General features: G+C 59.4%; 13 protein-coding genes. 11 read left to right on the top strand and 2 right to left on the bottom strand.

What is annotated here, in order from left to right; translation table 11 throughout:
* The first annotated feature begins 168 nt into the window (after window positions 1-168).
* From ACP0KA_RS26775 to ACP0KA_RS26750, 6 genes are all read left to right on the top strand, one after another.
* Window positions 169-2,439: an ATP-binding protein gene (locus ACP0KA_RS26775; RefSeq protein ID WP_424632002.1), complete on the top strand. Its 2,271-nt coding sequence runs from the start codon at window positions 169-171 to the stop codon at window positions 2,437-2,439.
* A 17-nt stretch (window positions 2,440-2,456) separates the two neighbouring features.
* Entirely contained in the window at window positions 2,457-3,827 is a 1,371-nt protein-coding gene (locus tag ACP0KA_RS26770; RefSeq protein ID WP_424632001.1) for a sigma-54-dependent transcriptional regulator, read from the top strand.
* Between the two features lie 4 nt (window positions 3,828-3,831).
* A complete protein-coding gene (locus ACP0KA_RS26765; protein ID WP_424632000.1) occupies window positions 3,832-4,689 on the top strand; it encodes a D-amino-acid transaminase in 858 nt (285 codons plus the stop codon).
* Between the two features lie 180 nt (window positions 4,690-4,869).
* On the top strand, window positions 4,870-5,118 hold the full coding sequence (gene hfq / locus ACP0KA_RS26760) for an RNA chaperone Hfq (protein WP_424631999.1): 249 nt from the start codon (window positions 4,870-4,872) through the stop codon (window positions 5,116-5,118).
* A 12-nt stretch (window positions 5,119-5,130) separates the two neighbouring features.
* A complete protein-coding gene (hflX, locus tag ACP0KA_RS26755) occupies window positions 5,131-6,510 on the top strand; it encodes a GTPase HflX (RefSeq protein WP_424631998.1) in 1,380 nt (459 codons plus the stop codon).
* Window positions 6,511-6,803: 293 nt separating this feature from the next.
* On the top strand, window positions 6,804-8,240 hold the full coding sequence (locus ACP0KA_RS26750) for an NAD-dependent succinate-semialdehyde dehydrogenase (RefSeq protein ID WP_424631997.1): 1,437 nt from the start codon (window positions 6,804-6,806) through the stop codon (window positions 8,238-8,240).
* Window positions 8,241-8,303: 63 nt separating this feature from the next.
* Here ACP0KA_RS26750 and mazG read toward each other — a convergent pair whose 3' ends face one another.
* Window positions 8,304-9,125 carry a nucleoside triphosphate pyrophosphohydrolase gene (gene mazG, locus ACP0KA_RS26745; RefSeq protein ID WP_424631996.1) on the bottom strand — a complete coding sequence of 274 codons (822 nt, stop codon included), beginning with the start codon at window positions 9,123-9,125 and terminating at the stop codon, window positions 8,304-8,306.
* A 123-nt stretch (window positions 9,126-9,248) separates the two neighbouring features.
* Between mazG and queC the strand changes: the two genes are divergently transcribed.
* Genes queC through ACP0KA_RS26730 form a run of 3 tightly spaced genes read left to right on the top strand, consistent with a single transcriptional unit; the run spans window position 9,249 to window position 10,824 of the window.
* A complete protein-coding gene (gene queC / locus ACP0KA_RS26740; protein WP_424631995.1) occupies window positions 9,249-9,974 on the top strand; it encodes a 7-cyano-7-deazaguanine synthase QueC in 726 nt (241 codons plus the stop codon).
* Window positions 9,971-10,531 carry a VUT family protein gene (locus tag ACP0KA_RS26735; protein WP_424631994.1) on the top strand — a complete coding sequence of 187 codons (561 nt, stop codon included), beginning with the start codon at window positions 9,971-9,973 and terminating at the stop codon, window positions 10,529-10,531. The genes queC and ACP0KA_RS26735 overlap by 4 nt, the downstream gene beginning before the upstream one ends.
* Before the next feature lie 41 nt (window positions 10,532-10,572).
* Window positions 10,573-10,824 (top strand): DUF1272 domain-containing protein, encoded by a 252-nt coding sequence (locus ACP0KA_RS26730; protein ID WP_424631993.1) that lies wholly within the window; start codon window positions 10,573-10,575, stop codon window positions 10,822-10,824.
* Window position 10,825: 1 nt separating this feature from the next.
* Here ACP0KA_RS26730 and ACP0KA_RS26725 read toward each other — a convergent pair whose 3' ends face one another.
* Window positions 10,826-11,422, bottom strand: a complete 597-nt coding sequence (locus ACP0KA_RS26725) for a thermonuclease family protein (protein WP_424631992.1) — start codon at window positions 11,420-11,422, stop codon at window positions 10,826-10,828.
* A 179-nt stretch (window positions 11,423-11,601) separates the two neighbouring features.
* Here ACP0KA_RS26725 and ACP0KA_RS26720 point away from each other — a divergent pair, with 179 nt between their 5' ends.
* Window positions 11,602-13,188, top strand: a complete 1,587-nt coding sequence (locus ACP0KA_RS26720) for an alpha-amylase family glycosyl hydrolase (RefSeq protein WP_424631991.1) — start codon at window positions 11,602-11,604, stop codon at window positions 13,186-13,188.
* 87 nt (window positions 13,189-13,275) lie between these two features.
* Window positions 13,276-14,229, top strand: coding sequence for a glucokinase (glk, locus tag ACP0KA_RS26715; RefSeq protein ID WP_424631990.1), 954 nt, complete (start codon window positions 13,276-13,278; stop codon window positions 14,227-14,229).
* The last annotated feature ends 208 nt before the right edge of the window (window positions 14,230-14,437 follow it).

Genomic DNA, 14,437 nt, shown 5'->3' with positions numbered 1-14,437 from the left:
TGTCCGCAGCCATTCGAAATAGGTCTGAGAACCACTTGAAGGTGCGTTCCAACCCGGCGCGCGCCAAGGAAATGTCGCAATTGAGCAACATTGTGGTATGTATGCATCAGTCGGCGCAGGGGTGTTGCGCCGCGATCTCGTGAAAATTGGTCTGACCTTCATCCTGGCATGACAACAGCAGAAACGTCGGCCCGATCCCTTGACCCGTCGTTTGCCGACGCGCGCGGCTGGCGCCTTCGCCGGCTGCTGGTTCCCTTGGCCGTCGGCCTGGCTCTTTTTTCGACATTCCTGACCTTCGTGGTGCTGACCGGCCTGACGCCGCTTGTGCCAACCCCGAGGGTGGTCATCACGTTTCTTCTCATTAACGGCGCCACCATCCTGCTGTTGCTGGCGATCGTTGTCCGGGAAGTCTGGCAGATTATCCAGGCACGGCGACAAGGGCATGCGGCGGCAAGGCTCCATGTCCGCGTCGTGAGTCTGTTTGCGGTGATCGCTGTTTTGCCGGCGGTCCTCGTGTCAGTGGCGGCCAACGTCACGCTTGAGCGTGGTCTCGACCGGGTATTTTCGACCCGAACGCGCGCGATGATCGAAAACTCGCTGGTTGTGGCCAATGCCTATGTGGGCGAGCATGCCAAGCTCATTCGTGGCGATATCATCGGAGTGGCCAGCGATATTTCGCGTGCCGGCGCGTTGTTCGACCTGGATCGCGAGTCGTTTCGCCAAATCCTCACCAAGAGCGCCGTTTCACGGAATCTGCCCGGCGTGATGATCCTCGACAAGAACGGACAATCCCTTGTGGCCGCGACCACCGGAAGTCAGCAGGACTTCTCCAAGCCGCAGGCAGAACTGCTCCGCACGGTCAAAGAGGATGAGCCATATGTGGCCCTCATCATCGAGCAAAATTTCGTGGCCGCGATTCTTCGTCTGCACGCTCCCGCGGATACGTTCCTCTATGTTGCCCGGCTTCTTGATCCCGCCGTTGTCGCGCGGCTCAGGCTGACTGAAGCCGGAGTAAAAGACTATGCCGAAAGCGAAACGCACAGGTTGGCCATCCAGCTGGCGTTTGCGCAGATGTTTACCGTCATTGCTTTCACCCTGCTGCTTTCGGCGGTGTTGATCGGTCTTAATTTTGCGAACTGGCTGGTAGGGCCGATCCGCCGGCTCATGAGGGCTGCGGATCTTGTCTCGACCGGCGACCTTCACGTGCAGGTGCCGGTCATCCGGTCGGAAGGCGATCTGGCGCAGCTTGGCGAAACCTTCAACAAGATGACGCACGAGTTGCGGACGCAGCGCGATGATCTGGTCAGCGCGAGCGATGTGATCGACAGCCGCCGTCGTTTTATTGAAGCGGTGTTGTCGTCCGCCAGCGCCGGCATCATCGGCGTGGATGGTGCAGACCGCATCTCCGTCCTCAATCGGTCGGCAGAGAAACTGATCGGCCGTCCGGAGACCGAAGCACTCGGCAAGCCATTGTCTGAGGTGGTGCCCGAACTGAACAAATTGATGGAAACCGCTCGCAGCAGTGCGCAGCGCCTTGTTCAGGGCCAGGTCGAAATCAGCCGTGACAATACGGAACGAAATCTTTCGGTCCGCGTCACTTCCGAACAGACGGGGCAGCAGTCAAACGAAGGACACATTATCACTCTCGACGACATCACGGAGCTTGTCACGGCGCAACGCACATCAGCCTGGGCGGACGTTGCGCGGCGCATTGCGCACGAGATCAAGAATCCGTTGACGCCGATTCAGCTGTCAGCAGAGCGTATCCGGCGGAAGTTCGGCAAGGTCATTACGGATGATCGTGCCATTTTCGATCAATGTACGGACACGATCATCCGGCAGGTCGACGATATCCGAAGCATGGTCGATGAATTCTCCCGGTTCGCACGCATGCCCAAGCCGGTGATTGAGGGCGAGGATGTCGCCGATACCGTACGCCAGGTTGTTTTCCTCATGCGTGTCGGCCATCCCGATATCGATATTGAGGCTGACATCAAACAGGACCCGCTGCTTGCGAAGTTCGACCGAAGGCTCATCTCGCAGGGGCTCACCAACATCATCAAGAATGCGACCGAGGCGATCGGCGCCGTTCCTGCCGGCGAAATCGAGCGTGGCCGGATCGAAGTCATCGCGGCTCGCGAAAATGACGACATTGTCATTGATGTTGTGGATAACGGGATTGGTCTGCCCAAAGAAAACCGCGCACGATTGCTTGAGCCCTATGTGACGACCCGCGAGAAAGGCACCGGCCTCGGTCTGGCGATCGTTGGGCGCGTGCTCGAGGATCATGGTGGCCGCATCGAACTGGCCGACGCATCAGCTTTGCGGCCGGGAGCGCGTGGTGCCTGGATGCGATTGAGATTTTCCATATCGGGCCAGGCAAAGAGTGCCGAGCCTGAAAATGAGACGACGAAGACGGAAGCCGTAGCCGGCAATTGACAGAACGGACATTATTCATGGCGAACGATATTTTGATCGTCGACGACGAAGCTGACATCCGGGAGCTTGTTGCGGGCATCCTTGATGATGAAGGCTTCAAGACCAGGACCGCGCGGGACAGCGATACTGCTTTTGCGGAAATCTCCGCGCGCCGGCCCAATCTGATCTTCCTCGACATCTGGATTCAAGGAAGCCGGCTCGATGGCCTGCAAATGCTCGAGCAAATCAAGCGCGAGCATCCGGAAGTGCCTGTGGTTATGATCTCAGGCCACGGCAACATCGAAACCGCGGTGGCGGCGATCAAGCGGGGCGCTTACGACTTTATCGAAAAGCCGTTCAAGGCCGATCGGCTGATCCTTGTTGCAACGCGCGCACTGGAAAATTCGCGGTTGAAGCGCGAAGTTCGCGAACTCAAACAGCATGCGCCGTCATCCGGAACGCTGGTTGGCCGCTCGCCGAGCATGAACCAGTTGCGTCAGACGATTGATCGCGCCGCAAAGGCGAACAGCCGGATCATGATCGTCGGGCCATCGGGAGGTGGAAAAGAGCTTGCTGCGCGCACACTCCATGCCATGTCGAGCCGCGCACAGGGACCATTCGTCGTAATCAATGCGGCAGCCATTACCCCCGAGCGGATGGAAGTCGAATTGTTCGGCGTCGAATTGATCGACGGCGAGACGGGCCGCAAGCCGGGTGCGTTGGAAGAAGCCCATGGCGGCACGCTGTTCGTCGATGAGATCGCGGACATGCCGCGTGAGACCCAAAACCGGATTTTGCGCGTCCTGGTGGATCAAACGTTCCAGCGGGTGGGAGGCACGACCAAGGTCAGCGTTGACGTTCGCATCATTTCGTCGACCGCACGCAATCTTGAGATGGAGATCGCAGAAGGCCGTTTCCGCGAGGATCTCTATCATCGGTTGTCCGTTGTGCCGATCCGGGTGCCGCCATTGTCCGAGCGGCGGGAGGATATTCCCGAACTGGTCGAATACTTCATGGATCAGATTTCCTCCGCGACCGGACTGCCGAAACGGCGTATCGGCGAAGATGCGATGGCGGTGCTGCAGTCTCACGTCTGGCCCGGCAATATCCGGCAGCTGCGCAACAACGTCGAACGCGTGATGATCCTGGCCGGCGGCGATACCGATGCCGTCATTTCCGCGGACATGCTGCCGCAGGACGTCGGTTCGATGATTCCTGCGATGCCCACGGGAAATAATGGCGAGCACATCATGGGCCTGCCGTTGCGCGAGGCACGTGAAGTGTTCGAGCGCGACTATCTCATCGCGCAGATCAGCCGTTTCTCCGGAAACATTTCACGTACGGCCGAATTCGTCGGCATGGAGCGGTCGGCCCTGCACCGCAAGCTCAAGGCTCTGGGTGTAGGTTAATCGTATGTCGCGCATTGCTTATGTGAACGGTCAGTACCGCGAGATGCGGGATGCCACCGTCAATATCGAAGATCGCGGCTATCAATTTGCCGATGGCGTCTATGAAGTCTGCGAGGTCCGCAACGGGCAGATCGTCGACTTTCCAAAACACATGAAACGCCTGCAGCGCTCCTTAAGTGAACTGCGGATCGCGATGCCGATGCCTCTGGCGTCGCTTCAAATCGTTGTCCACGAGGTCATCCGGCGCAACCGCGTCGGCTATGGGATTGTCTATCTGCAGGTCACCCGCGGTGTTTCGCGGCGTGATCACGCCTTTCCGATCAAACCCGTCAAGCCGGCCGTGGTGGTGACGGCACGAAACTTGAGTTTCACCAAGAACCAGGAAACAGCCGCGCACGGCATCGGTGTGATCACCGTTCCCGAAAACCGTTGGCCGCGGGTGGATATCAAGTCGGTCTCGCTGTTACCCAATGTGCTGGCCAAGCAGCAGGCTCGTGAGAACGGAGCCTACGAGGCCTGGTTCGTCGATGCGGAGGGATTGGTAACCGAGGGCTCCTCCAGCAATGCCTGGATCGTCACCAAAGACGGCAGGGTGGTGACCCGGTCGGCCGAGCAGGGGATTTTGGCGGGGATTACCCGATCCGTCCTCACGGATGCCATGGCAGCCCTCCAGGTCAAGTTCGAGGAACGCCCCTTTACCCCGCAGGAGGCCTATGAGGCCGCTGAGGCCTTCGTCACGGCTTCCAGCCAGATCGTCATGCCCGTGGTCCGGATCGATGGCCGGAACATCGGGAACGGCACCCCCGGGGCCGTTTCCAAACGGTTAAGGGAAGAATTTCACCGATTTTCATCATTTTCTTGAGTATTTGGGTCCGGAAGGCCCCGGAACGGCCGAACTGGCCTTGCCTAACCCCCGGTGCTGCCCTTTAATTGCGATGCAGCACCCGGAGGGGGATCTCAGGGACGCAGGCACCAGACCAAGCCCCGAAGAGGGCAGGCCTGGCCCAAATAAAAACAAGCAACAAGACTGCGGGATAAAAAAATGGCGGCAGACCGCGCACAAAACTTACAAGACACCTTTCTTAATCACGTTCGTAAAACCAAAACGCCACTGACGATCTTTCTGGTCAACGGAGTGAAGTTGCAGGGAATTGTCACCTGGTTCGACAATTTCTGCCTTCTGCTTCGGCGCGATGGCCATTCGCAGCTGGTTTATAAGCATGCGATTTCGACCATCATGCCTGGCGCTCCGATCAGTCTGTTCGAAGGCGGCGAGGACACGTCAGCTTGAGATTGAACTGATTTGGAACCCCGGAATTTCGACGGGGGCGTCGACCGACCTGGATCGGCGCGGGGCGACAAGACAGGGCGGGTGCTTGTCATCGGCCCGTACAAGCGCGTGCGACGGGGAGACCCCGACGCGCTATCAATAGGTCACGGCGTACGCGATCTCGATGCCCGGCTTGAGGAAGCCGCGGGGTTGGCGCGTGCGATCGATTTGATCGTGACAGAAGCTATCGTCGCCCCATTAAGCGAAATACGTCCTGCGACCTACCTTGGCAAAGGCAAGGTCGAGGAGATGATCGGCCTTATCAAAGCGCACGAGGTTGATCTGGTCATCATGGATTGCGCGCTTTCCCCGATCCAGCAGCGCAATCTCGAAAAAGAATGGAATGCAAAGGTTCTGGACCGAACCGGCCTCATTCTGGAGATCTTCGGCCGCCGGGCAAAGACCCGGGAAGGGTCGCTGCAGGTCGAACTGGCCCATTTGAACTACCAGCGCAGTCGTCTCGTCCGCTCATGGACCCACCTCGAACGCCAGCGCGGCGGCTTCGGCTTTCTTGGCGGCCCCGGTGAGACGCAGATCGAGGCCGATCGCCGGCTGATTGGCGATCGGATCACGCGCATCGAAAACGAGCTTCGGAAAGTGCAGGCGACGCGAAGGTTGCACCGCGCCGGGCGACGGCGGGTGCCGTACCGCGTGGTGGCGCTCGTCGGCTATACCAATGCCGGCAAGTCGACGCTGTTCAACCGGCTGACACGGGCGGACGTTCAAGCCGCCGACATGTTGTTCGCAACACTTGATCCGACGCTGCGCGCCCTGACCCTTCCACACGGCGGCAAAGCCATGTTGTCGGACACGGTCGGTTTCATATCCGATCTGCCGACGATGCTTGTCGCGGCATTCCGGGCGACCCTCGAAGAGGTGATCGAAGCCGACGTCATTCTCCATGTGCGCGACATTTCGCACGAAGATGCGGAAGCCCAGGAGCGTGACGTTGACACCGTCCTGCGGCAGCTGAATATCGACCCGGACAGCGGCTCGCGGGTGCTGGAAGTCTGGAACAAGATCGATCGCTTCAGTCCGGAAGAGCGTGATAACCTTGCGAATATAGCGGCTCGGCGACCGCCTGAACGCCCTTGTTTCCTCGTCTCCGCGCAAACGGGAGAGGGCATCGACGCCCTGCTGACCGCGATCGAGGATCGGCTTGCCGAGACAAAAGTCACCTTGAGCCTGTCCATTGATGCCTCCGATGGTGCTGGAATAAGCTGGCTGCACCGCAATACCGAGGTTTTGGAAAAGCAATTGGATGAGGGCCGTTTCAATATGACGGTTCGTGTCGACGAGACGAAACGCGACATTGCCATCGCGAAATTCGGCGCGACGGTCGATCCGCAATGACGGAGCAGCAATGCTGCCCCGATTGCGGAACGTGCATCCCATGACAGGAAGGGCTTGACCCTTTCCCGGCGAAGCTTATTCATCCGATCAATCAAAATACTAGTGTGGTGGTTCAGAAGTTCGCCGATCTGTCCTGCGAGTCCTTCCAGCGAACTTCTGAACCTACACCACACTAGAATCTTAAATTTGCTAGTGTCCTTTCGAATCCAAAGTTCGCTACGAAGTGCGCTGCGCGATCAGGCGAACTTTGGATTCGGGACACTAGCGTAACCCGAGGACCCGAGGAGACCGGCATGAGCTATCAGGACGTACAGCTTCACATCGACGGAAAATGGCGCGGCAGCAGCTCAGGTAAAACCATTCCTGTGCTCAATCCTGCGACTGAAGAAAAGATCGGGACCGTCGCTCACGCGGACAAAGCCGACCTCGATGAAGCACTCGCCGCAGCCGAGAAGGCCTTCAAGGTCTGGCGCGCCGTTGCGCCGTTCGAACGCGCCAAGGTCATGCGCAAGGCGGCAGAAATCCTGCGCGAGCGGGCTGACAGCATCGCGACCATCATGACGATGGAGCAGGGCAAGACCCTCGCCGAGGCCAAGATGGAAACCATGGCCGGGGCGGACATCATCGATTGGTTCGCCGAGGAAGGAAAGCGCGCCTATGGCCGCATTATTCCGGCTCGCGCGCCAGGCGTCTATCAGCTCGCCGTCAAGGATCCAGTCGGACCTGTAGCAGCTTTCACGCCGTGGAATTTCCCGATCAACCAGGTGGTGCGCAAGCTCTCGGCGGCGCTTGCAGCCGGGTGTTCGATCATCGTCAAGGCGCCGGAAGAAACGCCGGCCGCGCCTGCCGCATTGATCCGTGCTTACGTCGACGCCGGCGTTCCAGCGGGCGTGATCAACCTCGTCTACGGCGTGCCGTCGGAAATCTCCGAGTACCTCATTCCGCATCCGGTGATCCGCAAGATCTCGTTCACCGGTTCGACCAGCGTCGGCAAGCAGCTGTCGGCTTTGGCCGGTCTGCACATGAAGCGGGCCACCATGGAACTCGGCGGTCATGCGCCTGTCATCGTTTTCAACGATGCCGACGTCGATGCTGCAGCGAAGATTTTGTCTGGAGCGAAGTATCGCAACGGTGGCCAGGTCTGCGTCTCGCCGACCCGCTTCATGGTGCAGGAAGGCGTCTACGACAAGTTCGTCGCCAAGTTCGTCGAGAATACCAAGAGCATCAAGGTCGGTAACGGCCTCGATCCGGAGTCCCGCATGGGATCGCTGGCCAATCCGCGCCGCGTCGCCGCGATCGAAGAGATGGTGCAGGACGCGGTCGGCAAGGGCGCCAAGCTTCAGACCGGCGGCAAGCGCATCGGCAACAAGGGCTACTTCTTCGAGCCGACGGTGATCACGGATGTGCCAAAGAGTGCGCGCGCCATGAACGACGAGCCGTTCGGGCCGATGGCGATGATTTCGCCTTTCTCCAAGTTCGACGATGCCGCGGAAGAAGCCAACCGTTTGCCTTTTGGTCTCGCATCGTACGCGTTCACCAGCTCGACGAAGACCGCGACTGCGATCGGTGCGGCGATCGAAAGCGGCATGGTGGCGATCAACAGCGTCGGTCTGGCGCTGCCTGAGGTGCCGTTCGGTGGCGTCAAGGATTCCGGCTACGGTTCGGAAGGCGGCACCGAGGCGATGGAAGGTTACTTCAACACCAAGTTCATCACGCAGACCGGCGTCTAATCCGACCTTCCTGTTACGAGGCCTTCAAAAGCGGCGGAGCAATCCGCCGCTTTTTTGTTTTGGTTACTTTGCCTCGTGATGTTTGGCTTCGTTCCAGAGGGCATCCATCTCAACGAGAGATGCCTCCTCCAAAGAACGGCCGCGGGCTGCCAAGGTGCGTTCGATATAAGCGAAACGTCGCTCGAACTTGGCGTTGGCGCTGCGCAGGGCGAGTTCAGGGTCAGCATTGGCATGCCGCGCCAGATTGACGACCGCAAACAGCAGGTCGCCAGTCTCTGACGCGATGTGCGCTTGATCCTTGCTGTCGAGCGCGGCTTCGATCTCGTCGGCTTCCTCGCGGATCTTCGCCAGCACCGCGCGCGGATCGTTCCAATCGAACCCGACGGTAGATGCTTTCCGCTGCAATGCCAGCGCACGGTGCAAAGCCGGCTGTCCCGCCTTGACGCTTGAAAGGAGTCCGGATTGCTCGCTCGCTGCTTTCGGATTTTGTTTGGCGCGCTCGGCCTTTTCCTCGGCCTTGATCCGGTCCCAGGCCTCCTTGACCTGAGCGGGCGTCAACTGGCCGGCTTTGTCGCCGAACACGTGAGGGTGGCGCCGGATCAATTTGGTGCAGATCGCAGCGGCCACCTCGTCAAAATTGAACGCCTTTTGGTCTTCGGCCATCCGGGCGTGGAAGACCACTTGAAACAACAAATCACCAAGTTCTTCCTTGAGGTGGTCGATGTCGTCGCGTGCGATGGCGTCCGCGACTTCGTAGGCTTCCTCGATGGTGTAGGGCGCTATGGTCGCAAAGGTCTGCTCCAGGTCCCAGGGACAGCCGGAGCCGGGCGTCCGCAAGGCCGCCATAATGTCCAGCAGCTTCGAGAGATTCGGAGAAGAATTCATGGATCACCGTGAGGCTAAAGGCGTCCTGCCTTATGACCCATCAGGGGGCCGCCGCACAGCCCAAATCTGAGCCCTGCACTTCGCGCTATGGAAGCGCAGGGTTTCGGGTGCTAGATCACGGCCATGACTGACAGCACATCCAACGCAGCATTGGTTCTTTTCTCGGGTGGCCAGGATTCCGCGACGTGTCTGGCCTGGGCGCTCTCGCGATTTGAGCGGGTGGAGACCGTCGGCTTCTCCTATGGTCAACGCCACCTCGTCGAACTGGAAAGCCGCGACAAGCTGATCAATGGGATGATGGCACTGCGGCCCGAATGGGCTGCGCGGCTCGGCACCAGTCACACCCTCGACATCCCGACGCTCGGTGAAATTTCCGACACGGCGTTGACCCGTGATGTCGCCATTGAGATGGGCGAGGGCGGTCTTCCGAACACCTTCGTGCCCGGCCGGAATCTCATATTCCTGACGTTTGCCGCAGCGCTCGCTTATCGGCGCGGCATGACGCATGTCGTCGGCGGCATGTGCGAGACCGATTTCTCCGGCTATCCCGATTGCCGCGACGAAACGATCAAGGCGCTCAACGTCGCTCTCAATCTCGGCATGGCGCGTCCCTTCGAACTGCACACGCCGTTGATGTGGCGTGACAAGGCGCAGACCTGGGCACTGGCGGAAGAACTCGGCGGCAAGGGGTTGGTGGACCTGATCATCGAGCATTCCCACACCTGCTATCTGGGCGAACGCGGCGCGCGTCACGCCTGGGGATACGGTTGCGGTGAATGCCCGGCCTGCAGTCTGCGCGCGAAGGGCTGGGCGGCTTATGCTGCCGGCGATGCGGGCGAGGGGGAATGATCACCACGCCGCGTCTGCGGGTGGAAGGGTTTGGTTTTCTGGCCGCCTACATCGCCTGCATCCCCATCGCCAACTGGCTGATCCTGCATGTCGGCACCGTGTGCCCGCCAAATGGCCCGTGCCTGATCCCAGTCGCGCCGGGCGGCGTCATGGCGCCGAGCGGGGTGCTGATGGCCGGGCTGGCCCTGGTGCTACGCGACCTGGTGCAGCGCCGCCTCGGCGTGACATACGGGCTTGCCGCGATCGGTGCGGGAACCGTGCTTTCGGCCGCGCTGGCTCCGGCTTCCCTCGTGATGGCGTCGACGATTGCGTTCCTGGTTTCTGAACTGGCAGACTTTGCGGTCTATACGCCATTGCAGCGGCGCGGACTTGTCCTGGCCGTTGCAGCCAGTAGCTTTGTTGGGTTGGTCGCGGACTCGCTGTTGTTCCTCTGGCTTGCGTTCGGTGCTCTGGAGTTTTTGACTGGGCAGATCATCGGCAAGGCGATTATGGTGGTTTTGACCCTACCGGCCATTCGCTGGCTGCGTGAGCGCGACAAGCGCCTGGGAGCCGTTTGAACGGAAGGTCGTTTGAACTGAAGCGGAGAGGGCCATCCGATATGCTGAAACTCAAACCAAACTGCGAGTGCTGCGACAAGGATCTGCCGCCCGACAGCCTTGAGGCAATGATCTGCACATTTGAATGCACATTCTGCACGGCCTGCGCCAATGACGTCCTGGGCGGCACTTGTCCCAACTGTAGGGGAAATCTTGTGGCTCGGCCGATCAGGCCGGCGGCGATGCTGCTCAAATATCCCGCGTCGACCGAACGGCATCTGCGCGAAAAACCCTGCGTCGCCACCACGGGCTAAATCATCTCGGGCGATCGGCGTGATCGCCCACCGACGCCCGTGGGTGCGCGTGCCGCCATTCTCGCGGCGGCATGAATGATCCACTCCATAGGCCGCGTTTCGCGCTTTTTGCCTCGGCCTGTTGTCGACCGTAGATGTCTGCGTAACCGTAAGTGACAGCCCAACCCTGCTGCACCATCCAGGCATTGATGTTGGAGCCATCGGGCAGCGCGCAGGTGGCGAGAACACGTCCGTACTGATCCTTGGATTTCGGCTGACAGGTCAGATCACGCCCACGGACATGACTTCGCAATTCAGCGGACGCCTGACGGCCGCAAAGCCACTCGTGATCGCGTGTATCCATGCACGTCTGATCAAGTTCGGGCGCGTCGATGTCGATCAAGCGAATACGGGTGCCGGAGATGCTGAGCGTGTCGCCATCGACCACGAAAGCACTGCCGATGATCGGCGCATCCGGCGGGCGCATCCAGCGCTCGACTGCATAGATGCCGAGGGAGCCGGCCAACACAACGGCGACGACAAGACCTCGTCCCGATTGTGAGCCCATACGGGTCACTTGCGGTCCGCGCTGCTGCCATCGTGACCTTTGAAGACTCATCGCTGTAATGTCCGGGCATATGAGAGTTTTGTGTCAGTTGACCATGCGCGCGCGAGCTTTCAACTGAAAAAGCGATCTGAGCCGCGGAAAGGCAAGCCTGGCTTGCCAACAACTTTTCCGTGGGACTAACTGCACATCGACCTAATTCCGATCAGCTCCTGACTTGGTTTGCGTGAAACATGCGCGATACTCCGTGGTGGACATCCGGTATTCTCTATCAGGTTTATCCGCGGTCGTTTCAGGACTCGAATGGCGACGGCGTCGGCGATCTGCGTGGTATGATCGATCGCCTGAGTTACCTGCATGACCTCGGCGTTAATGCCGTCTGGCTCTCACCGATCTTTCCGTCTCCGATGGTTGATTTCGGGTACGACATTTCCGATTACACCCGCATCGATCCACTGTTTGGAACGCTCGATGATTTCGATGCGCTGGTGGCTGCAGCGCATGGTCTCGGGTTGAAGGTCATTCTCGACCTTGTACCCAATCACACCTCTGATCAGCATCCCTGGTTCATCGAGAGCCGCGGTTCGAGGACCAACCCGAAGCGCGATTGGTATATCTGGCATGACGGCCGTGAGGGCAGCGAACCTCCGACCAACTGGATTTCAGAATTTGGCGGAAGTTCCTGGGAATTCGATCCCCACACCGGGCAGTATTACTACCACGCCTTTCTGACGGCTCAGCCTGATCTGAACTGGCGTAACCCTGACGTTCGACGCGCCATGTACGAGGTGATGCGCTTCTGGCTTCGCCGCGGTGTTGACGGATTTCGCGTCGACGTGATGTGGCATCTCGTCAAGGATGACCTGCTGAGGGACAATCCACCAAATCCGGATTTTGTCGACGGCGATCAACCCTACACGCGTCTGCTGCCGCTTTATTCAACCGATCGCCCGGAGGTCCACGAGGTGGTTGCCGAGATGCGGCAGGTGATGGATGAATTCGACGATCGGGTGCTCATTGGCGAAATTTATCTGCCCCTGGAAAAGCTGGTTGCCTATTACGGTCGCGATCTGTCCGGCGCGCATTTGCCGTTCAACTTCGCGCTGATCTCCACGCCCTGGGACGCGCGGGCCATCGCTCGGCTCGTTGAGACTTATGAGGCGGCTCTGCCCTCGGGAGGCTGGCCGAATTGGGTGCTGGGAAACCACGATCGCAAGCGGGTGGCGAGCCGCGTCGGGCGAGATCAAGCGCGTGTTGCCGCAATGCTGCTGCTGACGCTTCGCGGCACGCCGACGCTCTACTACGGCGACGAGATCGGGATGGAGCAGGTGGACATTCCACCGGACCGGGTGAGGGATCCTTTCGAAAAGAACCTGCCGGGAATCGGGGTCGGACGCGACGGTTGCCGGACGCCCATGCAATGGAACGGTTCGGCGTTCGGCGGATTCGGCACCGCTGAGCCGTGGTTGCCACTAAGCCCCAACGCCTCCCGCGAGAACGTTACCGTCGAAAGCCTCGATAAAGCATCGATGCTCAGCCTTTATCGCGCCCTGATCGCTCTGCGGGCAGCACGTCCTGAACTTGCCGTCGGCAGCTATACACCTGTCGCCGTCACTGGCAGCCTGCTGGCTTTTGAGCGCGACCACGCTGGTCAACGATCGCTGATCGTTTTGAATTTCCGGGCTGAGCCAACCTCGATGGCATTGACAAACAAAGGACAGATTTTGCTGTCGACCTTCATGGATCGGCAATTCGAAGCGGTGAATGGAGAGCTGACGTTACGTGGTGCGGAAGGAATCATCATCGAGCCGTTGGACTAACTGGTCGAGCAACGCTTGTCGTTTCGATATGATCACGGTAGCAGACAAGGGTCGATGCCGTTATCAATTGAAGAGTGGGGCAGTGGCTTGAGCGGATTGCGCGTAATCGCCGACGTCGGAGGAACCAACGCCCGGTTTGCCGTGGCGGAGAAGGGCGCATATTCCGACCTCTCCCATGTCGAAGTCAGTCATTTTGCTTCTCTCCAGGACGCACTGGCAACTTATCTAGACAAGCTGCCTCCGACGAGACGACCGACCGAGGCGGCGGTCGCAGTGGCCGCTCCTGTGTTTGGCGACAAGGTCTCGCTGACCAATCATGGCTGGTCGTTTTCCATCGAGGAATTGAAACGGAACCTGGGGCTGACCTCGCTTCGGGTCGTCAACGATTTTGCGGCGACCGCAATGGCAGTGCCGCATCTGCCGGAAAAAGATGTCTTCCTGGTCGGTCCGGAATGTCCCCACGCTCAAGGACCGATTGGGATTCTCGGACCGGGAACAGGGCTCGGCGTATGCACTCTGATCCCACAAGCCGGTAGGTGGACTATCGTGCCGGGCGAAGGCGGCCACGTCACGCTGCCTACCTCGACGGCCCTGGAGGATCAGATCGCCGCGTACCTGCGCACGCGTTGGCCGCACGTCTCCGCGGAGCGGGTTTTGTCGGGAAGCGGCCTGGTGAATTTATATCAGGCATTGTGCTTCATCGACGGAAGCACGGCGCGCGAATTTTCTCCCGCCGATGTCACCGACCACGCGATCAAGAAAACCGATGGCACCTGCGTCAGGGCGTTCGAGTGCTTTTGTGCATTTCTCGGCACCGTAGCGGGGGATCTGGCGCTGACGATTGGAGCTACCGGAGGGGTGTATATTGCGGGCGGAATCCTGCTGCGTTTCCGCGAGGCGTTCGCGTCATCTGCTTTTCGGGAACGATTTGAAAGCAAGGGACGGTTCCAGCACTTTCTAAGCGCTATTCCCACGCGTCTGGTGTTGGAGGAATCCCCCGCACTCCTCGGGCTTGCAAACATTCCGTCTGCATCGGGATGAGCCGACTAGCGATTTCAGCCAAAGCATCGTGTGAGCACGTTCAACAAAAAGCCCGCTTTGCAGCGGGCTTTTGAGTTTGGCCAAAGGATAGCGCTCAACTATCGTTACTAAAAAGATCTGCGAGTAAATCATTGGTTTCGGCAATGAGGCATTGAACCACAGTGCACGTTATGAGGCTACTAACCCGAATGCAGTATGCATGTTCACG

This window comes from Bradyrhizobium sp. SYSU BS000235, assembly GCF_049747295.1.
Classification (GTDB): Bacteria; Pseudomonadota; Alphaproteobacteria; order Rhizobiales; family Xanthobacteraceae; genus Afipia.
Note: the sequence above shows the minus strand (reverse complement) of the source record. Positions and strands in the feature narration are given on the sequence as shown.

Bases quoted from the DNA above. Each gene is read 5' to 3' on its own strand.
- ACP0KA_RS26775 (WP_424632002.1), top strand. From the start codon at position 169: ATGACAACAGCAGAAACGTCGGCCCGATCCCTTGACCCGTCGTTTGCC.
- ACP0KA_RS26770 (WP_424632001.1), top strand. From the start codon at position 2,457: ATGGCGAACGATATTTTGATCGTCGACGACGAAGCTGACATCCGGGAG.
- ACP0KA_RS26765 (WP_424632000.1), top strand. From the start codon at position 3,832: ATGTCGCGCATTGCTTATGTGAACGGTCAGTACCGCGAGATGCGGGAT.
- hfq (WP_424631999.1), top strand. From the start codon at position 4,870: ATGGCGGCAGACCGCGCACAAAACTTACAAGACACCTTTCTTAATCAC.
- ACP0KA_RS26750 (WP_424631997.1), top strand. From the start codon at position 6,804: ATGAGCTATCAGGACGTACAGCTTCACATCGACGGAAAATGGCGCGGC.
- mazG (WP_424631996.1), bottom strand. From the start codon at position 9,125: ATGAATTCTTCTCCGAATCTCTCGAAGCTGCTGGACATTATGGCGGCC.
- queC (WP_424631995.1), top strand. From the start codon at position 9,249: ATGACTGACAGCACATCCAACGCAGCATTGGTTCTTTTCTCGGGTGGC.
- ACP0KA_RS26735 (WP_424631994.1), top strand. From the start codon at position 9,971: ATGATCACCACGCCGCGTCTGCGGGTGGAAGGGTTTGGTTTTCTGGCC.
- ACP0KA_RS26730 (WP_424631993.1), top strand. From the start codon at position 10,573: ATGCTGAAACTCAAACCAAACTGCGAGTGCTGCGACAAGGATCTGCCG.
- ACP0KA_RS26725 (WP_424631992.1), bottom strand. From the start codon at position 11,422: ATGAGTCTTCAAAGGTCACGATGGCAGCAGCGCGGACCGCAAGTGACC.
- ACP0KA_RS26720 (WP_424631991.1), top strand. From the start codon at position 11,602: ATGCGCGATACTCCGTGGTGGACATCCGGTATTCTCTATCAGGTTTAT.